Raw genomic sequence first — 26,892 nt, forward strand, 5'->3', positions numbered from 1 at the left:
TCGCTGGGTTCACTGCTTTTTAATCAATGAGAGTAAAAACAGCCCACCGGCACAAAGTACGATCGATGGCCCGGCAGGCGTGTCTAGAAACCAGGAGCTTGATAGCCCGCAGATGACGGCCATACAGCCCATGAGGCTGGCCAGTAAGGCCATCTGCTCCGGGGTTCGCGCAAAGCGTCTCGCCGTGGCGGCGGGTATAACCAGTAGCGATGTGATCAACAGAATTCCCACGACCTTCATCGCAATGGCAATTTCCAGGGCAATTATCAACATAAAAGCTGATCGAACAGCCGTTACCGGTATACCTTCCACCCTGGCCAGTTCTTCATGGATCGTGATAGACAGGAGCGGTCTCCAGAGGAATATCATCAATAAAATCGACGCGGAACCAATGCTGTAGATAATCACAATATCTTGCGCTGTCACGGTCAATAAATCGCCAAACAAAAGGCCCAGCAAATCGACTTTGACAGAGGGCATCAGTGAGATTGCCACCAGACCAATGGCCAGCGAGGTATGTGAAAGAATTCCCAGCAGAGTATCTGAGGCCAGATTTTGCTGTTGTTGCAATACCACCAGAATTAGCGCCAGTACCAGGCAGACAATGATTACCGACAGGGTTGGGTTAATGGACATCAGCAGAGCCAGCGCCACCCCCAGTAGGGAAGAGTGAGCGAGGGTATCGCCAAAATAGGCCATGCGTCGCCAGACAATAAAGGCGCCCAGTGGACCGGTGACCATGGCAACTCCCAGCCCTGCCAGCAGGGCGTAAAGCAAAACATCAATCATGGTGGCCGTCTCCAGAATGGACATTGCCGCTATTATCTTCCGAGTCATGACTGTGATCGTGGTGGTGCGTGTAGGGCGCGGTCCTGCTGCCGAAAAGCTCAATAAAAGCCGGGTTTGTACTGACCTGGTCGGGGTGCCCATGACAGCAGACATGCTGGTTGAGGCAGATAACTTCGTCCGTGGCAGACATCACAAGATGCAGATCGTGGGAGACCATCAGCACACCACAGTCCAGCCGATCCCGGAGTTGCCCGATCAGGCGATAAAGACCTTCCTGGCCGATCACGTCCACCCCTTGAACCGGTTCATCGAGTACCAGTAAATTGGGTTTTCGCAAGATAGCCCGGGCCAGCAGAGCCCGCTGCATTTCGCCGCCGGACAGAGATTGCAAAGGCATCTCAATCAATTTCTCAATGCCGACCTCGGCCAGTGCATTGAGGCAGAGCTGCAAGCTGGGTTCTGCCAGTGACAGAAAACGCCTTAGCGTAATGGGCAGTGTCGGATCGATATGTAGTTTTTGTGGCATGTACCCGACACGCAGGTCTGGGGCCCGGGTCACTGTACCGAGATCCGGTTTGAGTAAACTGAGGACAATTTTGACCAGGGTGGTTTTGCCGGCCCCATTCGGTCCAATCAGTGTAATAATCTGTCCTGTTTCGATGGTCAGGCTGACGTCTGATAAAACGCGGTTTCCCCGAAAGGCATGTCCGATGGCGCTGAGTTCGATCAGTGGCGACTTCACACTTGGCACTCCGGGCAGATACCGACAATTTCAATCACCTTTGACCCCACCTGAAAGTCTGCCCGTCCGGCGGCATGTTTGACGGCATGATCCACCTGGTCGTCGCTGCACTCTGCCGTTGAACCACATTGCTCACAGATGAGAAAAAAATCACTGTGGTAATTACCGGGAAAGGGACAGCCTATGTAGGCGTTCAGGGACGAGAGGCGATGAATCAGGCCCTGGTCCAGCAGGAATTGAATCGCTCGATAAACCGTGGGTGGCAAAATACGAGGAGCAGACGTTTCTGATTGCGACATCTGGTCGACTATGTCATAGGCGCCGAGTGGGCGGTGACTGGCCCATATGGTTTTCAGAACTGTTTCACGTATCGGCGTGAACCGGGCTTTTCTGGCATCACAAAGTTCCCTTGCACGGCACAGTGCTGCATTGATACAGCGTTTGTGGTCATGGCGGTGATAAGCGATTCGAGAGTTGGTCAGCATTTCTAGTCTCTTCAGAAAAGATGTTACTTTGTACTGTTTATTCTGTACTTGAGAATACAGTTGAACTCAAAAATAGGTAAAATTGATATATTATTGCATTTAGCTTTGGCTGCCACGATATGAACCATTTATGGCTCCAAAGCCTGGCAGTCAGTATACTTTCACGGCCTGTAGTTGAATCCCTATTGATGAAACAATATAGCAATAGATAATGAAAAAGAAGACATATACACATGGGATCGCCCTCTTGATTGCTGGCGCAATGCTGGCAAGCAGGGTCATTGCAGATGAAGTCCCAGAAGTGATCGCTTCCATCAAACCTCTTGCTGCCATAGCTGAGGCGATTGCTGGCGAAAGCGTTGCGGTCAACGTGTTATTGCCGGCAAATATTTCCCCCCATGACTACTCGCTAAAATTTTCCGATCTTCGTGCACTAAGGTCTGCCAAACTGATCATTTGGATTGGTCCACACTTTGAGTCTGTGTTGCAGAAACCCCTGGCACAACTGCCTGACTCGCAGTTACAGATCGCTGAATTAAGCGGGCTGATTTGGCCACCGGAACACACTGAAAAAACCCCGGAGCACTCACACGGACATACGCATGATGGTCTCACACGGGATTTACATGTCTGGCTCAATCCGGTTAACGGAATCGTGATTGCCCGGGCGATTGCGGCGGAGCTGACCAGGAAATACCCTGCCGAGCAGGCCATTTTTGATCAGAACCTCGAGGCGTTTACCAAGGTGGTTACTCAACTGGACTCAGTGAACAGGCAGCGGCTTGCGGGTTTGCGCGAACGCGGTTTTATCGTCATGCATGATGGCTATAGTCATTTTGTCGCTCATTACGGACTGACGCAGTTGGCTATGATGCAGTTGTCCAGCGGGGTAACACAGGGCATCCGCCACTACGGGGAAATGTTGGCGTTGGGGCAGGAAGTAGGCTGTGTCTTCAGTGAGCCGCAACTGGACAGTAAGGCCGCCTCCCGGTTGGCGCAGCAACTGGGGGCAAAAAGTGCCGAGCTCGACCCCCTGGGTATCCACCTGGATTCAGTAAAGGGGGGATATCCAGCGCTGATAGAGGGTGTTGTGGACGCATTTGTCGGTTGCCTGGGTGAATAGGTGCGGTTAATCAGGCAGGGGTATGTAACCGACAATCCGGCGGCGAAGTTTTTCCTTGTATTCAGCCGGATCACGTTTTATCGACAGCGTGTCGCCGTGCTCGGGAAGGAGTGAGCTTAATAGTCTGGAGATCCAGAATCGGGTGGCAGAGAAACATAAAATGTCTTGCCAATACTGATTTTCCACTGCGGTGAAAGGTCTCTCAGCAGCATAGGCGTCCAGCAATGCGCTAGTCAGTTGCCGGTCCAGCTCACCCTGTTGATTACAACACCATTCATTAACTGCTTGGGCCACATCCAGCAGAAGCCAGTCAGTGCAGGCAAAAAAGAACCCCGTCACGGCTTGAAGTTGCGCTTCTCTGAAAATCAACTGGTCGGCAAACAGACTGCCTATCAGGGGGCCGGAGGGCAGCACAGGGCCAGCCTCGGCTGTCCGTCTGAATCGGATCAACTGTTCTTTCAGTAACGCAGCATCACCTACCGATAACTGGTCTGTCACCTCCTGCGCGGCAAGATCCAGCCATATCAGGCTGCGGGGGTTGCTGTACTGTTCACTGAAGCCCCGGGTGCTGGAGTGCATTCTGCCAAGGAACATACCAATTTCCTGGCATATTGAAGGATTTGGCTGCTCTGGTGCATGCCCTTCCGGTAACTGAAACAGTAGTGCCGGCGATTCGCCATAGTTGGTCACATGATGACCCGAGTGGTCGGCAAGACAGGGCGTGACGGGGATTTGTTGCCCCCGGAGGTGATTCACCAATCGAGCTGAGAACGCGAGCCGATCTCTGGCAGCCTCTCCCGCCACCACGAGAAAAAAACGGTCGCCGGGTGGGTCGACAACACTGAATCTGCAGGTCAGGTGATTCCGGGCTGAATAAATGGCATCAATGGCAGCGACCAATCTTTCCGGTGAGTATTGGACAAGAAAATGATTGAGTGTCCGGATATCTGGCAGCAGGAACGAAGACATGGCGTTAATGATACCTCACGAATTTCTTGGTTAGATTAGCCGCTTGTTGGCTGGAAAGAAACAATTTGGGGTATGCTTCACCCATCCAAGTCTCTGCTCAAGTTGCCTGCCAATGAATGATAAAACACCGCTCGTACTGGTGGATGGGTCCTCCTACCTTTACCGGGCTTTTCACGCGTTACCCCCCCTGATTACTTCGGGTGGACAGCCAACTGGCGCTATCAAGGGGGTTATCTCAATGATACGCCGCCTGTTGAAGGACTACCCGGGAAGCCCGCTGGTGGTGGTTTTTGATGCGAAGGGGAAAACCTTTCGCGATGAACTCTTTGAAGCGTACAAGTCCCACCGTCCCCCCATGCCCGATGAGCTGAGACAGCAGATTGAACCGATCCATCAGATTATCCGTGCCATGGGGTTGCCCCTGCTGGTTGAAGAGGGGGTGGAAGCAGACGATGTCATTGGCACGCTTGCGCTGAAAGCCTCGCAAAACCAGACCCCTGTGGTGATCTCTACTGGTGACAAGGATATGGCTCAACTGGTTTCAGAGCAGATTACGCTGGTCAACACCATGACTGAAACAGTCATGGATCCGCAGGGGGTGATCGACAAATTCGGTATTCCGCCAGAATTGATGATTGATTATCTGGCGCTGGTTGGCGACAAATCAGACAACATCCCCGGTGTCCCTGGCGTCGGTGAAAAAACGGCCCTGGCCATACTGCAAAATCTGGGTGGTATGGATGCCATATACGGCAATCTGGAGGCGGTTGCCGAGCTCGATTTCCGCGGCGCCAAAAAAACACCGGCAAAGCTTGCCGAGAACCGGGACCAAGCATTTCTTTCCTACCAGCTGGCGACCATTAAAACCGACGTGCCTTTGATGGTGACCCTGTCGGAGCTGAGTAATGGCGTACCCGATAATGCCGCTCTGCTCGACTGGTTCCGCCAACTGGAGTTCAAGGGCTGGGTTGAGGAATTGCTCGCTGCCGGGGAAAGTGACAACAGTTTGTTGTCGCCAGCCGCTGACAAAGACTACCAGGTGATTCTCACTCAGCAGCAACTCGATCAGTGGCTGCAGAAATTGGAGCGGGCTGAACTGGTCGCCTTTGACACGGAAACCACCAGCCTCGACTACATGCAGGCCAGTATTGTCGGCGTCTCCTTTGCAATTGCTGCGAATCAGGCCGCCTACGTCCCCCTTGCCCACGACTATCTGGGGGCACCCCGGCAACTCGATCGGGATGCGGTGCTGGAACAATTGAAGCCGTTGCTCGAGTCACCAAAACTGGCCAAGGTAGGCCAAAATCTCAAATATGATATGAGTGTACTGGCCAATCATGGTATTGCCATGCAGGGCATCCGCTTCGACACCATGCTTGAATCCTATGTGCTGGATTCCACTGCAACACGGCACGATATGGATAGCCTGGCATTGAAGTACCTCGGGGAAAAAACCACCCACTTTCAGGATATAGCTGGCAAAGGTGCCAGTCAGCTCACCTTTAACCAGATTGCCATTGAGCAGGCCGCTCCCTACGCGGCAGAAGATGCGGATATCACCCTGAGACTTCATGAAACACTCTGGCCAAAATTGCAGGATATCACCGGGCTGGCGCATGTTTACCAAGCCATTGAAATGCCATTGGTGCCTGTTCTGTCAAGAATAGAAAGAAATGGAACAAAAGTAAGTGCTGACTTACTTCGGAAACAGAGCGACCAGTTGGGTGAACGCATAGCGGCGTTGGAGCAGCAGGCTTTTGAGTTGGCGGGGGAAGAATTCAATCTGGCCTCACCAAAACAGCTCGGCTACATTCTCTTTGAAAAACTCAAACTTCCAGTACAAAAGAAAACGGCCAAGGGCGCCGCATCTACCAAAGAAGAGGTGCTGCAGGAGTTGGCACTGGATTATCCGCTGCCGAAATTACTGCTTGAGCATCGCAGTCTCAGCAAGCTCAAGTCCACCTATACCGATAAGCTGCCTTTGCTCGTCAATCCTGCCACAGGACGAATTCATACTTCCTATCATCAGGCGGTAACGGCAACAGGCCGGTTGTCTTCCTCAGACCCGAATTTACAGAATATTCCCGTGCGCTCCGCAGAGGGACGCCGCATTCGCCAGGCATTTGTAGCCACAGAGGGTTGCAAGATAGTGGCGGCCGATTATTCGCAAATCGAGTTGCGAATCATGGCTCACCTCTCGGGAGATCGCGGATTAAAAGCGGCTTTTGAACAGAATCTCGATGTACACAGCGCTACCGCGGCAGAAGTCTTTGGTGTTGAGCTGGCCTCGGTGACCGGAGAGCAACGGCGCAGTGCCAAGGCGATCAATTTCGGGTTGATCTACGGCATGTCTGCCTTTGGTCTGGGCCGCCAGTTACACATTGGTCGGAATCAGGCTCAGGAATATATCGACCTGTATTTTGCCCGCTACCCTGGAGTGCAGGCTTATATGGACTCCATCCGAAAACGGGCAGCCGAACAAGGTTATGTTGAGACACTGTTTGGCAGGCGCTTGCATCTGCCTGAAATCAGGGCCAGTAACGGGATGCGTCGGCAGGCGGCAGAGCGTACCGCGATCAACGCCCCGATGCAGGGAACAGCGGCCGATATCATTAAACTGGCAATGATCAGCGTCGATCAGTGGTTGGCCGATAAAAAGCTCAACACCAGGATGATTATGCAAGTGCACGATGAACTGATTCTGGAGGTTCCCCAGGACGAATTGGAGGACGTGTTGTCTGGCCTCAAGACGCGCATGAGCAATGCCGCCCGGCTTGATGTACCGCTAATTGTCGATGTGGGTGTCGGGGATAACTGGGATGAGGCACATTGAGCGTTTTGGCACTTTATCAAACCAGAAAAGCCATACAATGCCGGGTCTAAAAGGCATCGTATAATCAGCCCCTTAAATTTTTTAAATTTGCCGGGAACTCAAGCCATAAATTACTGACTAACCTTACGAGCAAGCAAATATTGCTTTGTTCTCCCCAAACTAAATGCAAAGCTCGTTAATCCCCAAACAACAGCAAAGCACGCCCTGATCTCAATGGTCAGGGTTTTTTTTGCCCTGTTGGCGCCACAAAAAAAGGCCCTGAATAAAAAACTTCCTACCAAAATGGAACTTTTCATCGGCAGGAGAGACAAATGAATACAAGCAACATTGCTATTTTCTCCCCAAGTTAAATGCAAGGTTTGTAAACCCCAAGCAACAGCAAAGCATACCCTGATCTCAATGGTCAGGGTTTTTTTTACACGGCTTATTTTCGAATGAGGGTTATTGTTCGATCAACCAGGATTGAATCACCAGTTTTAATTGCTCAATGCCCGCTTTCTTGAGCGATGAAAAGGTTTGTACCGTCACCTCATCCCCGAAACCGGCTTTGGCCAGCTCGCGCTTGACCGTCAGAAGTACTGTTTTAGCGGGTCCATTGTTCAATTTGTCCGCCTTGGTGAGCAATAGATGAACCGGCATGGCAGACTGTGTGGCCCAGCCGATCATCTGCCAATCATATTCCTGCAGTGGATGGCGAATATCCATCAGCATCACAAGGCCTCTCAGGGATCGGCGTTGTTGCAGATATTCGGCGAGGTTGCGATCCCACGCCTGTTTCATGGCCTTTGGTACTTTGGCGAAGCCGTAACCGGGCAAATCCACCAGGCGACAGTTTTCGGTCAGGGAAAAAAAGTTGAGCAACTGTGTGCGTCCCGGTGTTTTGCTGGTCCGGGCCAATTTGCTATTGTTGGTTAGGGTATTGATGGCGCTGGACTTCCCGGCATTGGATCGTCCGGCAAACGCAACTTCTCTGCCGACATCTTCCGGGCATTGCCAAACAGTCGGGGCGCTGATGAGGAATTGAGCCTTGGTAAAAGAGATTTCTTCTGACATGTGGAAAAGCCTTGGTGGAGTAACCTGATATCAACTATTAAGGTCGGAGGGGGTTTGGTATATAATGCCCCCGCTTTTTAGAAGGCAATAAGAATGTCCCATTGTAGCGGAATGCAGAGAGCGGATTAACCAATGAAAAAAATGATTCTGACAGTGACTGCCCTACTAACAACGGCCCTTGCTGCCCCTTTTGCCCTTGCGGCAGGGGATGCTGCAGCCGGCCAGGCTAAAACAGCGATGTGTGCTGGCTGTCATGGTGCCGATGGCAACAGTGCCATGGCGACCTTCCCGAAGCTGGCTGGCCAAGGTGAGAAGTATCTGACCAAGCAACTGCAAGATATCAAAGCGGGTGATCGTGTGATTCCTGAAATGACCGGTATGCTGAGTAACGCATCTGAACAGGACCTGCAGGATATGGCGGCCTATTATGCGTCCAAGACCATTCAAATGGCCGGCGCCAAAGAAACCGACCTCGACCTTGGTGAGCGCATCTACCGTGGAGGCAACATCGAAACCGGTGTGCCAGCCTGTACCGGCTGCCACTCCCCTGCGGGTAATGGTAACAACCCTGCGGGTTATCCGGCATTGGGCGGTCAGTTTGCCGAATACACCGCCAAACAGCTACGTGCCTTCCGCACTGGTGCCCACGATCCCGCTAATTCGGCAGCCCGTACCAACGACGGTGACTCGCAAATCATGCGAGGTGTTGCTGCCCAGATGAATGATGTTGAAATCGAAGCGGTGTCGAATTTCATTGCCGGATTGAAGTAAACAGCAGTTTGCCTGGTGTCTGACCGTTTTTTTAATGCTGTGAGCGGAACCTGTTCGCTCTCTGTGGTCTATGCAGGGTAATTCAATCAGTCTAAAGGAAAAGCCAATGCGTAATCAGCTGTCGACTCTTATAGTATCCGTTGCGATGATGGTCTTTGCTGTGTCTTCCACCCATGCAGAAGGTCCCTTCCAGGCAGGTGTCCATTACGAGGTGCTGGCCGAACCGGTTGCCACCAGTAACCCCGACAAAGTCGAGGTGGCAGAGGTGTTTTGGTACGGGTGTAGCCATTGCTATACTTTCGAACCGGTGCTGAACACTTGGACTCAGGCGTTACCCGACGATGTGGAGTTTGTCCGCGTTCCTGCAATTTGGCACCCGACTATGCGTCTCCACGCCAAGGCTTATTTCACTGCTAAAGCCATGAAAGTACTTGATCAGATCCATGAGCCTATTTTTGAGGAAATGAATCCCAAAAAAGCCAAACTGAAGACAGAGAATGAAATCGCTGACCTGTTTGAGGCCAATGGTATAGATCGCGCAAGATTCACCAAGGTCTTCAACTCGGCAGGCATCGATATGGCTGTTGATCTGGCAGCTAAAAAACAGGAGCGTTACAGCACCCAGGGCACACCCGAAATGGTCGTGAATGGGAAGTACCGGATCTCCGGTCGCGATAATGGTGGCAATGAGGGTATGCTGAAGGTGGCTTCCTACCTTATCCAGCAGGAACGCTCGTTGATGGGACAATAACGAACGCTCAAGTCCATTGCGTTATTCACCACAGTAGGTACTTCTTTGTTGTTGTACAGCGAAAGTCCTGACCCAAATATTATTTAGTAGCTTCTATGTAGTAGTGGCTTTGTGCAGTGGTCAATCTCACTTAAAATGTCCCGTTTCTTTTCACCTTCCAGGCAGATCAATCATGAAACCGACTCAAAAGCCGGCCAACCCAAATTTTTCTTCCGGGCCTTGCAGCAAGCGCCCGGGCTACGATGTGTCCACACTCGATCTTGCTACCCTTGGACGATCCCACAGAGCAGCTATTGGCAAGGCTGCACTACAGCGGGTATGTGAGGAAACAGCCCAGGTTCTGGGCTTGCCAGAGGGTTATCGGGTGGGGGTGGTTCCTGCATCAGACACCGGGGCAGTTGAAATGGCGCTCTGGTCGATGCTTGGCCCCCGCCCGGTTGACGTATTTTCCTGGGAGTCTTTTGGACAGGGCTGGCTGACGGATATCGTCAAGCAGCTGAAACTCGAACGGGTTAATGATTACGGTGCCGATTATGGCAAGCTGCCAGATCTAAATCTTGCCGATCCCGGACACGATATCGTATTTACCTGGAATGGCACCACTTCCGGAGTCAAAGTCCCCCACGCAGACTGGATCAGTGATGGCCGTGAGGGATTGACTATTTGCGATGCCACCTCTGCGGTATTTGCCATGGAGATGCCCTGGCAAAAACTGGACGTGGTCACGTTCAGCTGGCAAAAAGTACTCGGTGGTGAAGGTGCCCACGGAATGCTGATTCTGAGTCCCAGGGCAGTTGAGCGATTGGAAACCTATACACCCCCCTGGCCACTGCCGAAGATTTTCCGCATGACCAAAGGTGGCAAGTTAATTGAAGATATTTTCAAGGGTGCCACCATCAACACGCCCTCGATGCTCTGTGTGGCAGATTATCTCGATTCGCTGGATTGGGTTAAGTCTATCGGTGGTGTGCAGGCAACGGTTCGACGGTCAAACGACAATCTGGCGGTCATTGAACAATTTGTCGCGACCCATGATTGGATAAGCTTCCTGGCGGAAGACCCGATCAACCGGTCAAGTACCAGTATCTGTCTGACTTTGTCGCTGGAGGCCGATCAGGTAAAAAAACTGGTTAAACTACTCGATGCGGAAGGTGTGGCCTATGATATTGGCGCCTACCGTGATGCTCCTGCCGGTTTGCGTATCTGGGGTGGTGCGACCGTCGAAAAAACGGATCTCGAAGCACTGATGCCCTGGCTCGAGTGGGGTTATCGGGAAGTTTCCCGTTAATGATCGGTATAAGCAGCGTTGCGTGAGAAAAAACCATGTATAAAGTGCGGACCTATAACCAGATTTCTACCAAAGGACTGGATCGTTTTCCCAGAGAACATTACGAGATAGCCAGTGAATTTTCGCAGCCAGATGCGATTTTGCTGCGTAGCCAGAAACTGCACGAAGAAAGTATTGCCGAGAGTGTCAAGGCGGTGGCTCGAGCCGGTGCCGGAGTCAATAATATTCCGGTGGCTGAGTATACCAAGCGCGGCATCGTGGTATTTAACACCCCGGGTGCCAATGCCAATGCGGTGAAGGAGCTGGTAGCTTCCGCATTATTTCTCGCATCCAGAGATATTTTTGGCGGTATGAATTACGTGCAAGGGCTCACTGCCATTACAGATGATGCAGAGATGTCGAAACTGCTGGAGAAACAGAAAAAGCAGTTTGCCGGCTGTGAAGTGGCTGGCAAGACCCTGGGTGTCGTCGGCCTCGGTGCCATAGGTGCGCTGGTGGCCAATATGGCTCTTGAGCTCGGGATGAACGTAGCCGGCTATGATCCGGCAATTTCTGTGGAAGCGGCCTGGCGTCTGTCCAGGCGGGTTCAGAAGGTCGAGAACCTGCAGAGTTTGCTGGCTTGCTCCGACTTCATTTCCCTGCATGTGCCTGCCATGGAGGCAACGCGTCATCTGATCAATGCTGAAGCTCTGCGCTGTATCAGACCCTCTACAGTTCTACTAAACTTTGCCCGGGAGGAAGTGGTCGATTTGGCAGCGATCACGGCGGCATTGGACGAAAAGCGTCTGGCGAAGTATGTCACCGATTTCCCAGTACCGGCGCTGCTCGGTCGCAAGGATGTACTCTGCATGCCGCATATTGGCGCCAGCACGGAAGAGGCTGAAGAGAACTGTGCCATGATGGCTGCCGATCAGCTCATGGACTATCTGGAAAACGGCAACATTCGAAATTCGGTGAATTTTCCGAATACCAAAATGGCCAGAAACGGTGGCTATCGAATCACGTTCAGTAACGAGAATGTGCCGAAGGTATTAGGTCATGTGCTGTCTCTGCTGGCGGATCAAGACATGAATGTTATCGACATGGTAAATCAGAGTCGTGATGGCATCGCCTACAACATTATTGATGTTGCCACCCAGCCAACTAACGACCTGCTCAAAGCCATTGCCGACGTTGAGGGTGTGGTGGCAGTTCGGTCTGTCTGAGCAGGTATACAGTAATACACCTGATAGAGCCTTTTTAACGATTGCTACAGGTCGATCCACTCAGCCTCTCGGTCAATCTTGTCGAGCAGTGCTGAAACGGATGTCAACGATCCGGCCTTGATCTGTTCGTGAAGGTGCCTCACCAGTTGTTCCAATGTCGTCAGTTTGAAAACACCGGCGATACCCAACAATTGGTGAACCTGTTCGCGCAGTTCGGCAAGGTCGTCATCGGCCACGGCCTGACGTGCTTTTTTCAACAGATCTCTGACTTCCTGACGGAATAGATTTACGGAAACGTCCCCTTCTTGCGAGGATGGGACTGGTACCTCTGTGGGAGGTCTGATGCTGAGTAGTTTGCAGATGTTGGCAAGTAATTCATTTTCGTTGAGTGGTTTGAGTTGTAAACCGTTTGCCCCGGCATCAAACAACGCTCTTTCCTCCTGCTGAAGTATATCCGCTGTCAGGGCCAGGGCCGGAATCCGTGCATTGGGATTATTGCTGCGTCGCAGAGCTATCAGGGTGTCAATGCCATTTTTCTGGGGCATGTGTATGTCCACCAGCAACAGGTCAAAGGTGTCATGTTGGCAAGCCGCGAGGGCTTCGTTGCCGTTGTTTGTCAGTGTGCAGTAGGCCCCCATCTTGCTTAGCAAAGTATCCAGTAGCAGACTGGTGAACTGGTTATCTTCGGCAATCAGGATATTCACGCCATCAAGGAGTTGGCTATTTACCGGCGTAATGGCGATCAGGTCCTGTGACGGGCCATTTTCATTCAATGAGCGGTGGAGCTCTGACAGCGGTGGTGGCATTGATAGAAATGCCACCGGATTGAGTCCTGCCCGTTCCTTGGCGTTGAATTGCTGATAAAAATTCAGCTGTGATGCTGTCAGAATCAGCTTGGCCCTGGTTGCGTTGCGCAACTGCACCATGAGTTTCGGGAGATCATCTCTGGCACCCTGAGGGGCAGGTATGCAGACAATAACCCGGTCGCTGGCTTCAAGCTGTAATGCGGTATTCAGCAAATGGTCGTAATCGGTGACGAGAATATCGTTTACCCCGAATCGTTCCAGAGCGTGTCTGAGTGCCAGTGTTGTAAATTCGTTACAGCTGGCAATTACCACCTTGCAGGGCCTGATTTTCCAGTTAGGCTGGGTCTCACTGAGTGGTAGTGGTAGCGTTATACGGAAGGTGGAGCCCCTGCCCTCCCGGCTCTCCAGGTCTATGTCTCCCTCCATCAAATCAACCAGACTTTTGACAATCGAAAGTCCCAGTCCGGTCCCGCCATAGTGGCGGGATATGGAGGTGTCTGCCTGGGTAAAGGCATTAAAGAGCAGGCCTTGGGCGTCGGCGGAAATACCGATACCGGTATCCAGCACTTCGATAATAACGGCTTGTGCCGAATTGGTTTTCAGGGAGATGAAAACCCCGCCCTGTTCGGAGAATTTGATAGCATTGGCAATCAGATTGCTCAAAATCTGCTGTAGCCGGATCATATCTCCCACCCGGTGCAACAACACATCGGGAGCATAATCCACTGCGATACAAAGGCCCTTGTGTTGTGCCTGGGGAGAAAATAGGGCGCTGACCTGCTCTATGCATTCCGCCAGATCTATTGGCTGCTGTTCGAGCTCAACGGTATTGGACTGGAGTTTTGAACAAGCCAGAATATCGTCAATCAGAGTCAGTAGCTGGAGTGCGGATTGATCAATAATCTGGCAGTAGTGACGGTCTGTTTCAGACATGACACTGACATCCAGTAAGTGTACAAATCCCTGGATGGAGGTTATGGGAGTACGCAGTTCATGGCTCATCCGTGCCAGAAAATCACTCTTTGACTGATTTGCTGTTTCCGCTTCCTGTCGTGACAATTCCAGTTCACGGTTTTTTGTTTGCAGGCTCTCGAGGGTATCCTGTAACTGGCTGGTAGCGAGATTAATCCGATATTCAAGATTTTGTCTGCCCTCGGTAATTGATTCTGCCAGTTGGTTGATGCCACTCGCGAGAATGGCAAGTTCGTCGCGGGTTCCGGTTTTGGCCCTGATGCTGAGGTTGCCGCGGGCCATTTTTTTTATGACGGCGGTGAGGTGCTGAATCGGAGCAATCAACCCCAGGCTCAGATAGTAGGTCAGTACAAAGGCAATAATAAGCCCCAGAAGGGATAGCCAGAGAGAGGTAAAAATAATCTGACGCTGCTTCTGGTGCAAACGGGCCTGATCAATCGCGACGATAACCCAGCCGATCAGTTCATTATCGACCACCTGCGCGGCTTCTTCCTCGTAATCACTGAACTCAACGCCCACCAGATAAACGGGTTTCTTGAAGTAGACGTGATTGTCCAGCTGCAAGGGTTGTTTGTCCGGTGAGGACCCCAGTGCTGCCGGAGGTATATCCCCGGAATTCAGGACTAGCTTCTCTGTGCGGTCTATAAAAGCGACGCCGGATACGTCGGGCAGGCGAATGGCCGCCGCCGATGTGTTTGCGAGTAACTTGATGTTTCGCGAGTAGAGTGACAGATCCGAAATTGTCGCCAGATAATCCGATGTCATTTCTCCGGATTGATAAAGGTTTTCTGACAGGTCACCCCGCCGGGCATCAATCGTGTAGAGCGTCAGCAACGTGATGGTTAACAACAACGGGAAAAGAGCCACCACAAGAAACCGCTGATGAATCGACTTGCTGAGCAATGGGCCTTCAGTCATTTTACTGCCTGCTCCTGCTTTTGGATGCTTGTATAAAGCGTACTGTCTGACGGCAGGGATATACCGAGCGATCGCGCTATGGCCGGGTTGGTGGATATACTGAAATAGCGGGGATATTGGGGCTCGCCGAGGGTGCTTTCCGGATTGCGCAACCATTGACTGATGTGTTCACCTGCCTGCCTGCCAATGTCATCAGGCGAAGAAAAAATAGAGGCCAATGCCCCTGCGACGGTATAGGCCTTTGAGAAGCCGATAACCGGGACCTTTTGTTGAAAGCTGAGGTGGAGAATCCACTTGGCGATTGCCCGGTTAAGGACAGCCTGATCCGGCAGGGCAATAAAGAGGTCGGTACCACTGACCACGGGACGCAGAACCGACACAGGGTTGTCCTCCCGGTCGAGGTAGCCGTGTTTGAGAACCAGGCCACGTTCAGCGGTAAGTGTCTCCAGCTCTGCCTCCAACCCCCTCGAGACGGGACCAAATATGGTGCTGAACCGAGTAGCTTCGGGTTTTAGCAATGATGCAAGTGTGATTACCCGGCTGAGGGGTTGATCCAGAAAAATTGCAGAAGCCTGGCGCGCTGGGGCTTTATCGTGGGTTGACCAGGCAGATTCATAGGCATTTTTTGGGGTGAAAATACTGAGCACAGGTATGTCCCCTCCCCAGTTAACCACCTCGCGAGTTGCATAGCTTCCGATGGCAACAATGAGTTGGTAGTGGGGATCCTGATGCTCTGGCAGCTTGGTTTTATGGAGGTTAATGATACTGAAACCGGGGTTTCCGGGCAGTGTTTTGTTGACCGTGTCCTGGAGTGAGTCGGCGGTTTCAAGGTAATAAGAGGCGTCGCTGGATAACAGTAATAAGATGTCTGCCTGTGTTACCGGGCACATCAAAAGGGAAAGGACAAGGAGTCCAGTAGTGGAGAGGGTTGCAAAGATACCTTGTTTCCTTACCGGTCGCTTCAACATGTCTTCCCTAAGTAACGCTGCTATTGAGCGTAAGACCTTTCATCCCCCAGCCGCTATGATTTTGTCTGGAGCAATAAGGTCAAACACATCAAAAATTCAGCACGAGACGTAAAAAAAGTCTGGTTTCAAAAACATTGTTTTGAGCATGCTCCATATAGTCACCCCCCAGGTTTTGGCCGATAAGTGACAGGTTTCCGGTGCTTGAACCCACAGCAAAATCATAACCCAGATGGGCGTCTACCCGGACAAACTGTTCTACAGGGTTGCCATCACGCCAGTCCGCTGCGGTCATATGGTAGATATTGATGCCTGAGGACCAGCCTGCAGCAAATCGCTGAAACAGCAGCATGCCTGCCGTATGTCGCGGTGCGCGTTCGTCATGATCCTTGATCTGAAAGTAGGGTTCATAACGGGAAATATAAAAGCTGTCCACATCCCGGTAGCTGTAGTGGGCATTGATCAGAGTGTGTTCTGTGGGCTGATAGCGGAGTTGTAGTTCCGCTCCCCGTGTTACCCAGCGACTGTTATTGTCGCGAACTGATATGGTTTCATCCAGACCGAGCGACGGAATACCCAGATCAGCAGGTGCCTGGTAGGTATCGATGCCATCTTTAACGGATTCTCGAAACAGTCTGACATCAAAGGTCAGTCCCTGTGTGGGCAACTGGGCCAGATAGCCCAGTTCAAGGCTTTTCAGTCGCTCTTCCTCGACACTTTCAGCAGATTTACGAATCGCCTGGACCAGTATCTGGTCGGCGAGAACATCCACATTCAGCTCCCGGGCCTCACCCAGAGAGGGGGAGCGCCGACCAATGGCATAACCTATGCGAAGGGTGTGGAGAGGATTGAAGTGGTAATTGGCGGCGATTCTGCCGGATGCAATCGTGTCCACCAGGACGTTGTTTTCGATCATCAGACCGGTATTCATGGTCCAGCGGGAACTGGCCTCCCACTCCATGTGCCCGAAAAGCCGCCGACTGGTCAGCGATTCATCGCCACCATGGCCAAATACTGTCTTGCCACTGATATTGTCGTAGCGCAGGCCTGCCCCCCAGGTGGCTCGCAAATTGGGGGTCAGATGCAGGCGATGTTCCAGTTCCACGTCGTAGCGCTCTGAATCAATGCCCTGAAAGCCGACGATATAGTGTTGATCTTCAATATCCAGGGTCGGGTCAATCATCTGAAAAAAGCCCGGCACCTGTTCCGGGGTAATGGTGAATCCGAGTTCCTCCGACAACAGGTTGGAAACCAGCCCCTGGTTGATATAGTTCTCACCCTCAATTCGGTTGTGGTACAAATGGATTTGCAGCCCGTCTCCGTTGATCAGATCCCGGTTCCACTTCAGGGACTGGTATTGGTTTTTGAACTGGACATCAGCGTACTCCGCCGGACTGTCCGCATCACCCCAACCAGAATTGTTGTGTGTGTACCCGGCTTGCAGGTCGAATGTATCTGTAATATTCGGGGTGTACATAGCACGCAGGTTCAGGGCCAGCATTTCCCTGCCGTCCTTCATTGGCCCTCGGTTGTCGCCGGAACTTACGGGTGGGAAGCCGTCGTTGTGCTGGTAATTGAAACTGACACGGTAATCCAGCTTGTCGGCATTGCCGCTGTAACGAACAGTGGTTTCCCGGGTTTGCTGGTCTCCCGCTGTCACGCCGACCTGCCAGCCACGCTCCTGCACAGGTTTGCGGGTGATGATGTTTACCGCGCCGAGAAATGCATTGGAGCCGAAGGCCGGGGCATTTGACCCTCGAACAATCTCAATATGGTCAATATCTTCCAGACTGATACCCAGAGAGCCCCATTCAGTATTGGCAAACACCGGGTCATAGATGGGCCGGCCATCGACCATGATTTCCAGATGGTTCGGAAACTCGCGGCCAAAGCCGTGATAACCGATACCGTAGCGATTGCCATTGATATAGTAGGATTCGAAGCCGGGCACCAGGCGAAAGACATCGACCCAGGTCATGGCGCCTGAAGCCTTGATCAATTGTTGATCGATAATGGTGACACTTGCAGGAACCTGGTTCAGGGGTTGAACCATCCGTGCCACGGAGGAAACCGAGGGTAGCTCACCGAGCATATCCTCTTCAGTAATGAACGCGGATTTGGGTTGACTGAGAACCAGCTGACTGAAGAGTAAACCCGTTACTGTCAGGCTCAGTGTGGCGCGAGACATAACGTGCTCCCGGGAGAATTGGCATAATCTTTTTGCAAGGGTTTATTCTAAGTCCCCGATGCGGGAATATCAGCTGTTTATTGCTTCCGGGATAAAGAAAACTCCTGTAAACCTTATTATCGGGTTGAGTGGCAGGGTCGCAGTATCAATCCAATAGCAGCAGTAGGTCCTGATCCGGGCTAGAATGCCGGCTTATGGTTGAGGAGAGTAATTGATGTCGCTGGAAGATAGTCGTCGTGAATACCAGTATGGACGCTTGCGCAGGGAGTCACTTAAGGAGTCTCCCTTCGAACAATTCAACCTTTGGATGGAGCAGGCCATTCACTCGGATTTATCCGATCCTACGGCGATGTGTCTTGCGACGGTCAACGCTGAAGGTAAACCCTGGCAACGCACCGTATTGTTAAAGGGTATGGATGAGAGAGGATTGATGTTCTATACCAACCTGGGTAGTCGCAAAGCCAGAGAGATGTCAGGCAACCCGAATGTCAGCCTCATTTTCCCCTGGATGCGGATGGATCGGCAGGTGATTGTCGGCGGGCAGGTGGAAAGACTCACGAAAACCGAAGTTCTAAGCTATTTTCTCAAGCGTCCACGGGGGAGTCAGCTGGCAGCCTGGGCCTCGCAGCAGAGCAGCCGGCTCAGCTCCCGGCAGGCACTGGAAGCCCAATTCATACAAATGAAAGAGAAGTTTGCTGCTGGCGAGATACCGGTGCCGGATTTTTGGGGCGGGTACCGGGTGGTGCCTGGCGAATTTGAATTCTGGCAGGGCGGAGAAAACCGTCTGCATGACCGTTTTCAATACCTCAGAGCCGAGAATGGTTGGGCAATTTTGAGGTTGGCACCATGACTGCCTCAATGTCGAGGCAGCTCTCACAGAAAAAACCTGGCATTAGCCAGGTTTTTTGATGCCGCTTGAGACTATTTGCGTTTCATCGACAGGAAAAACTCATCATTGGTTTTGGAGTCTTTCAGTTTATCGATGAGAAATTCAGTGGCATCAGAGTCTTCCATGCTGTGGAGGAGTTTGCGCAAAATCCACACCCGTTGCAGTTCTTCTTCACCCATTAACAGATCTTCGCGACGGGTGCCGGAGCGGCGGATATTGATAGCGGGATATATACGCTTCTCTGCCATTTTTCGATCCAGGTGCAGCTCCATGTTGCCGGTGCCCTTGAATTCCTCATAAATGACTTCGTCCATTTTGGAGCCGGTTTCTACCAGTGCTGTGGCGATAATGGTAAGACTGCCACCCTGCTCGATATTTCTGGCAGCACCAAAAAAGCGCTTGGGTCGTTCCAGGGCGTGGGCATCCACACCCCCGGTCAGCACTTTGCCCGATGAGGGTTGGACGGTGTTATAGGCCCGAGCCAATCGTGTCACCGAGTCGAGTAGAATGACCACATCTTTTTTGTGTTCCACCAGTCGCTTCGCTTTTTCGATAACCATCTCAGCAACCTGAACGTGGCGTGAGGGCGGTTCGTCAAAGGTGGAGGCAATTACCTCACCGCGCACAGAGCGCTGCATTTCAGTCACTTCTTCCGGACGCTCATCGATCAGCAACACCATGATGTAACACTCTGGGTTGTTGCGGATGATCGATTGGGCGGTGTGCTGCATAAGAATGGTTTTCCCGGCTTTGGGCGGAGCCACGATGAGACCGCGCTGGCCTTTGCCAATGGGTGAAACCAGATCGATAATTCGGGGAGTCAGGTCCTCGGTAGAGCCATTGCCGGCTTCCAGTACCAGCCGCTCATCGGGAAACAGCGGTGTGAGGTTTTCAAACAGAATTTTGTTACGGGCGTTTTCCGGCTTGTCAAAATTGATTTCGTCGAGCTTGAGCATGGCAAAGTAGCGCTCACCCTCTTTGGGTGGTCGGATTTTGCCGGAAATGCTGTCCCCGGTTCTCAGGTTGAACCGGCGGATCTGACTTGGGGATACATAGATATCATCCGGGCCCGCCAGGTAGGAACTGTCGGCGGATCTTAAAAAACCAAAGCCGTCTGGGAGTATTTCAAGAACGCCATCTCCGTAGATGTCCTCGCCACTTTTTGCATGCCGTTTGAGAATGCTGAAGATGACATCCTGCTTGCGTGAGCGGGCCAGATTATCCAGGCCGATTTCCTCGGCAAGTTTCAGTAGTTCATCGATAGGTTTAGTCTTGAGCTCGGTCAGATTCATAAATACAGACATAGTAATAATTGTTGTTAGGATTTGAGGCAGGCTGACAACCGGCCGAAAATTATCTTTGGTGTCCTGGAAGGGCTAAATGGGGTTTTTTGGTAAGGCCTCTCGCCTGGGAGTTCGGCGGGGACAGTCGCAGTATAGGGGGGCCTACTCTAAAGCGCAACAATCTGAGTGGCCGGGCCAAAGGCACGCCACTCAGTATGATGAGACGATTGATCAGAGACCGGCTTCAATGAATTCAACCAGTTGGGTTTTGGACAGAGCCCCGACCTTGGTGGCTTCAATATTGCTATCCTTGAACAGGATCAATGTCGGGATACCGCGAACATTGAATTTTGCCGGTGTCTCGGGGTTTGAGTCCACATCCACCTTGCAAATCTTGACCTTGCCAGCATATTCGTTTGCCAATTCATCCAGAATAGGTGCAATCATCTTGCAGGGGCCGCACCATGCAGCCCAGAAATCAACGAGTACCGGCAAGTCTGATCCAAGCACTTCGCTTGCGAAACTGGCATCGGTTACGTGAACGATGTTGTCGCTCATTGGGGATCTCCAGAATAATGTGAATTAAATCGTAAGGGGGTAGAATTGTTACAAATCATAACACCCGTCCCGGGCAGGTAACAAATCTTCCGGAAGGCGATCTGATGGTGCCGACTATAGTGCCGGTAGCCTTACTAAACCACAAGGAAAACCCGCATTGCAAAATTCCGTGGCAAATGGTCAGGGCAAGACACTGGCAGCGATTGACCTCGGCTCAAACAGCTTTCACATGATTGTTGCCCGGGTGACGCAAAACGAAATGCGACCCGTGGAGCGTTTTGGCGGCCGGGTCCAGTTGGGTGCCGGTATGAAGTCAAACCGATTGGCCCCGGAGGCCATGGAGAGAGGACTCGCCTGCCTGGCACGTTTTCGTCAGGCCCTGGATACGCTGCAGCCGGAACAGGTTCGGATCGTGGGAACCAACGCGCTGCGCGCCGCAAAAAATGCTCCACTCTTTATCAGGCAGGCGGAAGCGCTGATGGGTTATCCGGTGGAGGTGATTTCCGGTCGTGAAGAGGCCCGGCTTATCTATCTCGGAGTGGCTCACACCCTTGCCGATGACGATAACTCCCGCCTAGTGGTGGATATCGGTGGCGGCAGTACGGAATTTATTATCGGCCAGCGTTTTGAAGCCAAATTGCGTGAAAGTCTGCATATGGGTTGTGTGACCTACCGTGATCGATACTTCCGGCAGGGGAAAATCTCGCCGAAACGTTTTGAAAAAGCCTACCGCGCTGCCTATCAGGAAGTGCTGAAAATTCGTAAGGCCTATAAAAACCATGGTTGGGATAATGGGGTGGGTTCCTCGGGCACCATGACCAGCATTGAAAAGCTGATTATTGACAAGGGCTGGGCCGAAGAAGGTATCAGTGCGGCCAATCTGGGGCGTTTGAAGAAGTTGCTGTTGCAATATAAGGACATCAATTCACTGTCTGAATTATCGGGTTTGAGCGAGCGCCGGCGTGGGGTGATTGTTTCGGGTGTTGCCATCACCTGTGCCATTTTCGACGCATTGAATATTCAGCAGATAAATACCTCCAGTGGCGCTCTCAGGGAGGGGGTCATCTATGAAATCATGGGCCGGTTTGAACACGAGGATGTTCGGGAGCGCAGCGTGATGGCGCTGATGTTGCGATCGGAGGCAGATCAGCAAAATGCGGATCAGGTGGAGTCCATGGCCACCCTGCTATTCGATGCCGTGGCCGATGACTGGCAGTTGGACGAGTCTGACCGGGCGCTGCTGTGCTGGGCGGCCAGATTGCATGAAGTGGGTTTGAGTATTGCGCACAGTCAGTTCCACAAACATGGGCAATACCTTATAGAGCATTCTGATCTGGCAGGTTTCAGTAAACAGATGCAGCGGGAACTGGCACTTCTGGTTCGTAGTCACCGGCAAAAGTTTCCGGCGGGTGAATTTGTCAGTTACGAAGCAGGGCAGCGCATCCGCTTAAAGCGTCTCTGTATTCTGATGCGATTGGCCGCGCTGTTTAAGTATGTGACACCTGTGGAGGGCAAACCGATGTTTGTCATGAAGGTGAAGGGGTCAGAAGTCACGCTGTTCTTTGATGCCGATTGGCTACAGCGCCACCCGCTGACCAGCGCAGCACTGACATCGGAGCAACGGTATCTGAAGAAAATCGGTTTTCAGCTGAAGTTCAGCAGTCGTTGAGCTAATCTGCCAGCTTGTCCAGCAATTCCTGTTGGGCGGCATAGCGGGTGGCCCCTTGAGCGGGGTGGTTGAGCAGATATTGCCCGTCGGGCTGGAGCACCCAGCTCTGGCAATTGTCGGTGAGATAGCTTTGCAGTTCGTTGCGTATTCTGGCCTGTAACCGGCCGCTCAGGATGGGGAAACAGATTTCTACCCGATGCATCAGATTGCGCTCCATTGCATCGGCGCTGGCACAGTAGATATGCGGTGAGGAGTTGAGAAAATAATATACTCGTGAGTGTTCCAGAAATCGTCCGATGATGGAGCGCACCTGGATATTCTCGGATACGCCGGCAATCCCCGGTCGCAGACAACACATCCCACGGACAATCAAATCAATTTTGACCCCGGCATTGCTTGCTTCGTACAGCGAGGTGATGATTTTCGATTCGGTCAGTGCGTTTACCTTGATGATAATATGGGCTTCCTTACCCTGCCGGGCGGCTTCAGCCTCCGCATCTATCAGTCGCACCAGATTTTTTTTCAGTGTAAAAGGGGCGCTGAACAGGGTTTTGATGCGTTCTGCCTTGCCCATCCCCGTGAGCTGCTGGAAGATTTTATGCACATCGCTGCACAGATCCAGGTCTGCCGTCAGCAGACTGTAATCGGTATACAGGCGGGCATTGCCCGAGTGATAGTTGCCTGTACCCAGATGGACATAGCGACGTAACTGGTTGTTTTCCCGGCGGACAATCAGGAGTGCCTTGGCGTGGGTTTTATAGCCAACCACGCCATAGGTGACCACAGCACCTGCCTCCTGCAGGTGGGTTGCCAGTTGCAGGTTTTCCTCTTCATCGAACCGGGCTCTCAGTTCGATGACGACCGTCACTTCTTTACCAGCTCTGGCGGACTCCAGCAGTGCATCGACAATTTCTGAGGAGGCACCGGTGCGATAGAGCGTCATCTTGATCGATAGCACGGCACTGTCTCTGGCGGCCTGGCGCAGCAGATCAATGATCGGGGTAAATGACTGAAACGGATGGTGCAGCAGAATATCCTCTTTTCGCACCATATCCAGAATGCTGTTATCCGACAGTCGCAATGTTCTGGGAATAGAGGGAATCATGGGTGGGAACAGTAGATCAGGACGATTCAGCATCTGCCGCAGTTGCATCATCCGTCCGAGATTCACCGGGCCAGCCACCCGGTAGAGTTCGCCCTCGCTCAGGTTGTACTCCCGCAATAAAAAATTTACCAGTTCGGCCGGACAGTTCTGATCCACTTCCAGCCGCACAGCGCTACCAAAACGTCGCGAGTGCAATTCGCCGCGAAGCGCCCGGGCAATATCTTCCACTTCAGCGGCATTCAGGTCGAGGTCTGCATCGCGGGTGATCCGAAACTGGTAGCAGCCGGTAGCGCTCATGCCATTGAACAGGTCATCAATGTGGGCATGCATCAGTGATGAGAGCAGCACAAAATTGTCGCCATCGACACAGAGTTCATCGGGCAACCTCACCAGTCTCGGCAGCGAGCGTGGTGCCGGCACGATGGCCATACCACTATCCCGCCCAAAGGCATCCTTGCCTTCCAGCGAAACAATAAAATTGAGGCTTTTGTTGACCAGCCGGGGAAATGGATGGGCGGGGTCGAGACCGATGGGACTGATCACGGGCATCACCTGATGACGAAAATAGTCTTCGGCCCAAAGCGCCACCTCCGGACTCCACTGGTGGCGATTGAGCACCCGGATTTTTTCCTGCTCCAGTGCGGGTAACAGTAACTCGTTGAGGATTTGATACTGTCGACTGGTGGCCACTTTACACTGCTCGCTGAGGACCTGGAGGACATCCCTAGGCGGCATGCCATCGACGTTGACGACTTCCCGTGCAAAGCTGATTTGCCGTTTCAGCCCCGCCAGTCGGATTTCAAAAAATTCGTCCATATTGCTGTTGAAAATCATCAGAAACTGGAATCGTTCCAACAGTGGGTAATCTTCATTCAGTGCCTGCTCCAGAACACGCAGATTGAACTGCATCAGGCTTATGTGGCGGTTGATGAAGTGTTTTGCATGGCCAATGTCGATCTGTTCTTCAGACATGCGGGATTCCGGTTTTATAGTTTGATGGGTCAATTCAGTTATATTGTTCATAATAGATACAGTGCAACAAACAAGACAATCACCTATTGTCCCTGTCGTCTGTGACAAATTTTAGACAATCTGTAACAACGGCGTAATTTGTACATCCCAGAAGCGGTTGTCGGGGTCGGTAAAATGTATAGTCGCCGGTGTGTCACTGATGGCAATGTTGAGGCGAGCTAAGGAGTCCCATGTACGATATCGTTAAAGACTATTACGGCAGGGCATTGCAGGGTTCCGAGGATTTGCAGACGGATGCCTGCTGCACGGTTGACAGTGTTCCCGATGCCATCAAGCCGATCATGGCAAAAATACACCCGGAAGTGAGTGGCAAATACTACGGCTGCGGCTTGATTGCCCCGGCGCTGCTGAGTGGTCTCAGGATCCTGGATCTGGGCAGTGGCTCGGGGCAGGATTGCTATGTGCTTTCCGCTTTGGTCGGTGAGACCGGTGAAGTGGTGGGTGTGGATATGACGGACGAACAACTGGCTGTTGCCAACCGTCACATCGAGTTTCACCGGGATGCCTTTGGCTTCAAAAAAGCCAATGTGCGTTTTATCAAAGGCTATCTGGAAAACCTTGATGAGCTGGATCTGGCCGATGCAAGTTTTGACGTGATTGTCTCGAATTGCGTGATTAACCTGTCCCCCGACAAGCGAGCGGTTCTGGCCCAGGCCCATCGGTTATTGAAGCCCGGTGGTGAATTGTATTTTTCCGATGTCTATGCCGATCGGCGGGTTCCTGTCGAGCTGTCAAATGACCCTGTCCTCTACGGTGAGTGTCTGGCCGGGGCACTCTACTGGAACGACTTTCTGCAACTGGCCCGGCAGGTCGGTTTTGCCGATCCGAGACTGGTTGAGGATCGTCCGCTGAGCGTTGGCAATCCTGACATAGTGGAGAAAGTTGGCCCGCTGCGTTTTTACTCGGCAACCTACCGGCTTTTCAAGCTGGAAAATCTCGAACCGGCCTGTGAAGACTACGGCCAGTCAGTGATCTACAAGGGGACTATTCCGGGTTCAGAAAACCATTTTTTACTGGACTGTCATCACCGGATAGAAACGGGAAAAAACTTTCCGGTTTGCGGTAATAGTTACCGGATGTTGAGGGAGACCCGCTTTGCGGAGCATTTTGAATTTCAGGGTGATTTCCACTGTCATCGGGGTATTTTCAAAGGCTGTGGCATTGATTTGCCCTTTGGTAATGATGGCAGTAAAACATCGGGCTGTTGTTGAAAAATTTCTGAAAAAACAGCGAGTTATTCGCTGAAATAGCACAGTACTGTGTTTAAAAACCGGTGACCTTTTTTTGTCGTGACAATATGTGAAGGCGAATTTTCCAGCAAACCTGCAGCAATCAATTTTTCACAAACCCCATTGATTTTATTAAGAGAAATACCGGTTCTCTCTTCAAAATACGGTTTTTCCACACCGTGATTGAGACGCAGGGCATTCATCATGAATTCCAGCGCCAGTTCGTTTTCGGGAATGTTTTTACAGCTGGCAATAAATGAATTTTCCCTGGCCAGATAATCCCCCGGGTTGCGTGTTTTTGCCGTGCGGGTAATGCGCTGCTCATCGGGCAGTGTGATCTTGCCATGCGCCCCGGCACCAATACCCAGATAATCGCCAAATTCCCAATAATTCCTGTTGTGCAGCGCAAATTTTTTCTCGCGACAAAAAGCAGAGACTTCATATTGAAAATAGCCGTTATCCACCAATAATTGATGGCCGCTTTCCTGAATGGTATCGAGCACATCCTCAGCCGGCAGGGTGGGTGGACGGCGATAGAACTCGGTGTTGGGTTCGATGGTCAGTTGGTACCAGGAAATATGCACGGGTGCGAGATCAATGGCCTGTTGCAGGTCAGCTATTGCTTCCGCCCCGGTTTGTGTGGGCAGGCCGTGCATCAGGTCCAGGTTGATATTGTCAAAACCGGCGGATTGGGCCATTGCTACAGCGGCACGGGCATTTTCTGCCGAGTGGATCCGGCCCAGTCTTGTCAAGTGGCGATCATCAAAGCTTTGAATGCCAATTGACAGTCGGTTGACGCCCACGTCACGAAAACCATTGAATTTTGCCTGCTCAAAGGTGCCGGGATTCGCTTCCAGTGTGATTTCAATGGTGTCGTTAAAATCGAAGCGTCGCCGGGCTGCCTGAATAATCCTGCCGATACTCTCGGCGGAAAAAAGGCTTGGTGTTCCCCCGCCAAAAAAAATGGAGGACAGTTTTCTACCCTGTGCATAGGGCAACTCTATCTCCAGCTCGCGGATCAGAGCCTGGACATATTGGTCCTCAGGCAAGTGTCCGTCACTGGCGTGGGAGTTAAAGTCGCAGTATGGGCACTTGCGGATACACCAGGGGATGTGGACGTATAGTGACAGGGGAGGCAGGCTGAGAAGGGTGTCATGCATGGCGCAGATTTTAGCATCTCACCGCGCGGAGGCGGTTTATTTTTCTGTGTTGATGCCCGCAATCAAGCGGTTAGAGCGTCATTGTTCCCGGCAATCCGGTGTTGCCGTC

At 52.0% G+C, this 26,892-nt stretch carries 21 protein-coding genes; 9 read left to right on the forward strand and 12 right to left on the reverse strand.

Annotated features, from left to right (window positions below; translation table 11 throughout):
- Window positions 1–9 precede the first annotated feature (9 nt).
- Genes znuB through U740_RS03135 form a run of 3 tightly spaced genes read right to left on the reverse strand, consistent with a single transcriptional unit; the run spans window position 10 to window position 2,016 of the window.
- Entirely contained in the window at window positions 10–813 is an 804-nt protein-coding gene (gene znuB / locus U740_RS03125; protein WP_235189804.1) for a zinc ABC transporter permease subunit ZnuB, read from the reverse strand.
- Window positions 782–1,531: a zinc ABC transporter ATP-binding protein ZnuC gene (znuC, locus tag U740_RS03130; RefSeq protein WP_036858893.1), complete on the reverse strand. Its 750-nt coding sequence runs from the start codon at window positions 1,529–1,531 to the stop codon at window positions 782–784. Before znuC ends, znuB begins: the two co-directional genes overlap by 32 nt.
- On the reverse strand, window positions 1,528–2,016 hold the full coding sequence (locus U740_RS03135; protein ID WP_036858894.1) for a Fur family transcriptional regulator: 489 nt from the start codon (window positions 2,014–2,016) through the stop codon (window positions 1,528–1,530). Before U740_RS03135 ends, znuC begins: the two co-directional genes overlap by 4 nt.
- Window positions 2,017–2,227: 211 nt before the next feature.
- On the opposite strand from U740_RS03135, the gene U740_RS03140 reads away from it, so the two are divergent.
- Window positions 2,228–3,139: a zinc ABC transporter substrate-binding protein gene (locus U740_RS03140; protein WP_051921166.1), complete on the forward strand. Its 912-nt coding sequence runs from the start codon at window positions 2,228–2,230 to the stop codon at window positions 3,137–3,139.
- A gap of 6 nt (window positions 3,140–3,145) precedes the next feature.
- On the opposite strand, the gene U740_RS11775 is transcribed toward U740_RS03140, so the two are convergent.
- Window positions 3,146–4,108, reverse strand: a complete 963-nt coding sequence (locus U740_RS11775; RefSeq protein ID WP_051921167.1) for a phosphotransferase — start codon at window positions 4,106–4,108, stop codon at window positions 3,146–3,148.
- Window positions 4,109–4,220: 112 nt separating this feature from the next.
- Between U740_RS11775 and polA the strand changes: the two genes are divergently transcribed.
- Window positions 4,221–6,941 carry a DNA polymerase I gene (gene polA, locus U740_RS03150; RefSeq protein ID WP_036858896.1) on the forward strand — a complete coding sequence of 907 codons (2,721 nt, stop codon included), beginning with the start codon at window positions 4,221–4,223 and terminating at the stop codon, window positions 6,939–6,941.
- 441 nt (window positions 6,942–7,382) lie between these two features.
- On the opposite strand, the gene yihA is transcribed toward polA, so the two are convergent.
- Window positions 7,383–7,994 (reverse strand): ribosome biogenesis GTP-binding protein YihA/YsxC, encoded by a 612-nt coding sequence (gene yihA / locus U740_RS03155; protein ID WP_036858898.1) that lies wholly within the window; start codon window positions 7,992–7,994, stop codon window positions 7,383–7,385.
- 132 nt (window positions 7,995–8,126) lie between these two features.
- On the opposite strand from yihA, the gene U740_RS03160 reads away from it, so the two are divergent.
- The 4 genes from U740_RS03160 to U740_RS03175 all read left to right on the forward strand — a co-directional run bounded on the left by U740_RS03160 (window position 8,127) and on the right by U740_RS03175 (window position 12,009).
- Window positions 8,127–8,765, forward strand: a complete 639-nt coding sequence (locus U740_RS03160) for a c-type cytochrome (RefSeq protein ID WP_036858899.1) — start codon at window positions 8,127–8,129, stop codon at window positions 8,763–8,765.
- A 106-nt stretch (window positions 8,766–8,871) separates the two neighbouring features.
- Window positions 8,872–9,516: a thiol:disulfide interchange protein DsbA/DsbL gene (locus tag U740_RS03165; RefSeq protein ID WP_036858901.1), complete on the forward strand. Its 645-nt coding sequence runs from the start codon at window positions 8,872–8,874 to the stop codon at window positions 9,514–9,516.
- A 172-nt stretch (window positions 9,517–9,688) separates the two neighbouring features.
- The gene (locus U740_RS03170; protein WP_036858902.1) at window positions 9,689–10,804 is read left to right on the forward strand and encodes a phosphoserine transaminase; all 1,116 of its coding nucleotides are present in this window, start codon (window positions 9,689–9,691) and stop codon (window positions 10,802–10,804) included.
- 35 nt (window positions 10,805–10,839) lie between these two features.
- Entirely contained in the window at window positions 10,840–12,009 is a 1,170-nt protein-coding gene (locus U740_RS03175) for a 3-phosphoglycerate dehydrogenase family protein (protein ID WP_036858904.1), read from the forward strand.
- Between the two features lie 44 nt (window positions 12,010–12,053).
- Here U740_RS03175 and U740_RS03180 read toward each other — a convergent pair whose 3' ends face one another.
- The 3 genes from U740_RS03180 to U740_RS03190 all read right to left on the reverse strand — a co-directional run bounded on the left by U740_RS03180 (window position 12,054) and on the right by U740_RS03190 (window position 17,858).
- A complete protein-coding gene (locus U740_RS03180) occupies window positions 12,054–14,705 on the reverse strand; it encodes an ATP-binding protein (protein WP_036858907.1) in 2,652 nt (883 codons plus the stop codon).
- Window positions 14,702–15,673, reverse strand: coding sequence for an ABC transporter substrate-binding protein (locus U740_RS03185; RefSeq protein ID WP_081890820.1), 972 nt, complete (start codon window positions 15,671–15,673; stop codon window positions 14,702–14,704). Before U740_RS03185 ends, U740_RS03180 begins: the two co-directional genes overlap by 4 nt.
- Window positions 15,674–15,761: 88 nt before the next feature.
- Window positions 15,762–17,858, reverse strand: a complete 2,097-nt coding sequence (locus U740_RS03190) for a TonB-dependent receptor plug domain-containing protein (RefSeq protein WP_036858910.1) — start codon at window positions 17,856–17,858, stop codon at window positions 15,762–15,764.
- Between the two features lie 214 nt (window positions 17,859–18,072).
- Between U740_RS03190 and pdxH the strand changes: the two genes are divergently transcribed.
- Window positions 18,073–18,708 carry a pyridoxamine 5'-phosphate oxidase gene (gene pdxH, locus U740_RS03195; RefSeq protein WP_036858912.1) on the forward strand — a complete coding sequence of 212 codons (636 nt, stop codon included), beginning with the start codon at window positions 18,073–18,075 and terminating at the stop codon, window positions 18,706–18,708.
- A gap of 71 nt (window positions 18,709–18,779) precedes the next feature.
- On the opposite strand, the gene rho is transcribed toward pdxH, so the two are convergent.
- Window positions 18,780–20,039 (reverse strand): transcription termination factor Rho, encoded by a 1,260-nt coding sequence (gene rho / locus U740_RS03200; protein WP_036861129.1) that lies wholly within the window; start codon window positions 20,037–20,039, stop codon window positions 18,780–18,782.
- 222 nt (window positions 20,040–20,261) lie between these two features.
- Window positions 20,262–20,588, reverse strand: coding sequence for a thioredoxin TrxA (trxA, locus tag U740_RS03205; protein WP_036858915.1), 327 nt, complete (start codon window positions 20,586–20,588; stop codon window positions 20,262–20,264).
- A gap of 157 nt (window positions 20,589–20,745) precedes the next feature.
- On the opposite strand from trxA, the gene U740_RS03210 reads away from it, so the two are divergent.
- Window positions 20,746–22,257 (forward strand): Ppx/GppA phosphatase family protein, encoded by a 1,512-nt coding sequence (locus U740_RS03210; RefSeq protein WP_200877030.1) that lies wholly within the window; start codon window positions 20,746–20,748, stop codon window positions 22,255–22,257.
- Window position 22,258: 1 nt separating this feature from the next.
- Here U740_RS03210 and ppk1 read toward each other — a convergent pair whose 3' ends face one another.
- Window positions 22,259–24,334: a polyphosphate kinase 1 gene (ppk1, locus tag U740_RS03215; protein ID WP_235189805.1), complete on the reverse strand. Its 2,076-nt coding sequence runs from the start codon at window positions 24,332–24,334 to the stop codon at window positions 22,259–22,261.
- Window positions 24,335–24,564: 230 nt separating this feature from the next.
- Here ppk1 and U740_RS03220 point away from each other — a divergent pair, with 230 nt between their 5' ends.
- Window positions 24,565–25,605 carry a methyltransferase domain-containing protein gene (locus U740_RS03220; RefSeq protein WP_036858918.1) on the forward strand — a complete coding sequence of 347 codons (1,041 nt, stop codon included), beginning with the start codon at window positions 24,565–24,567 and terminating at the stop codon, window positions 25,603–25,605.
- Between the two features lie 23 nt (window positions 25,606–25,628).
- On the opposite strand, the gene hemW is transcribed toward U740_RS03220, so the two are convergent.
- Window positions 25,629–26,783, reverse strand: a complete 1,155-nt coding sequence (hemW, locus tag U740_RS03225; RefSeq protein WP_051921168.1) for a radical SAM family heme chaperone HemW — start codon at window positions 26,781–26,783, stop codon at window positions 25,629–25,631.
- Window positions 26,784–26,892 lie beyond the last annotated feature (109 nt).

Origin of the sequence: Porticoccus hydrocarbonoclasticus MCTG13d, assembly GCF_000744735.1 — a bacterium.
GTDB classification, from domain to species: Bacteria; Pseudomonadota; Gammaproteobacteria; order Pseudomonadales; family Porticoccaceae; genus Porticoccus; species Porticoccus hydrocarbonoclasticus.

Coding starts and splice junctions, on each gene's coding strand:
- rho (WP_036861129.1), bottom strand. CDS start 20,039: ATGAATCTGACCGAGCTCAAGACTAAACCTATCGATGAACTACTGAAA.
- trxA (WP_036858915.1), bottom strand. CDS start 20,588: ATGAGCGACAACATCGTTCACGTAACCGATGCCAGTTTCGCAAGCGAA.
- U740_RS03185 (WP_081890820.1), bottom strand. CDS start 15,673: ATGTTGAAGCGACCGGTAAGGAAACAAGGTATCTTTGCAACCCTCTCC.
- polA (WP_036858896.1), top strand. CDS start 4,221: ATGAATGATAAAACACCGCTCGTACTGGTGGATGGGTCCTCCTACCTT.
- U740_RS03180 (WP_036858907.1), bottom strand. CDS start 14,705: ATGACTGAAGGCCCATTGCTCAGCAAGTCGATTCATCAGCGGTTTCTT.
- znuB (WP_235189804.1), bottom strand. CDS start 813: ATGTCCATTCTGGAGACGGCCACCATGATTGATGTTTTGCTTTACGCC.
- U740_RS11775 (WP_051921167.1), bottom strand. CDS start 4,108: ATGTCTTCGTTCCTGCTGCCAGATATCCGGACACTCAATCATTTTCTT.
- hemW (WP_051921168.1), bottom strand. CDS start 26,783: ATGCATGACACCCTTCTCAGCCTGCCTCCCCTGTCACTATACGTCCAC.
- yihA (WP_036858898.1), bottom strand. CDS start 7,994: ATGTCAGAAGAAATCTCTTTTACCAAGGCTCAATTCCTCATCAGCGCC.
- U740_RS03190 (WP_036858910.1), bottom strand. CDS start 17,858: ATGTCTCGCGCCACACTGAGCCTGACAGTAACGGGTTTACTCTTCAGT.
- pdxH (WP_036858912.1), top strand. CDS start 18,073: ATGTCGCTGGAAGATAGTCGTCGTGAATACCAGTATGGACGCTTGCGC.
- U740_RS03160 (WP_036858899.1), top strand. CDS start 8,127: ATGAAAAAAATGATTCTGACAGTGACTGCCCTACTAACAACGGCCCTT.
- U740_RS03140 (WP_051921166.1), top strand. CDS start 2,228: ATGAAAAAGAAGACATATACACATGGGATCGCCCTCTTGATTGCTGGC.
- U740_RS03135 (WP_036858894.1), bottom strand. CDS start 2,016: ATGCTGACCAACTCTCGAATCGCTTATCACCGCCATGACCACAAACGC.
- ppk1 (WP_235189805.1), bottom strand. CDS start 24,334: ATGTCTGAAGAACAGATCGACATTGGCCATGCAAAACACTTCATCAAC.
- U740_RS03170 (WP_036858902.1), top strand. CDS start 9,689: ATGAAACCGACTCAAAAGCCGGCCAACCCAAATTTTTCTTCCGGGCCT.
- U740_RS03165 (WP_036858901.1), top strand. CDS start 8,872: ATGCGTAATCAGCTGTCGACTCTTATAGTATCCGTTGCGATGATGGTC.
- U740_RS03220 (WP_036858918.1), top strand. CDS start 24,565: ATGTACGATATCGTTAAAGACTATTACGGCAGGGCATTGCAGGGTTCC.
- U740_RS03175 (WP_036858904.1), top strand. CDS start 10,840: ATGTATAAAGTGCGGACCTATAACCAGATTTCTACCAAAGGACTGGAT.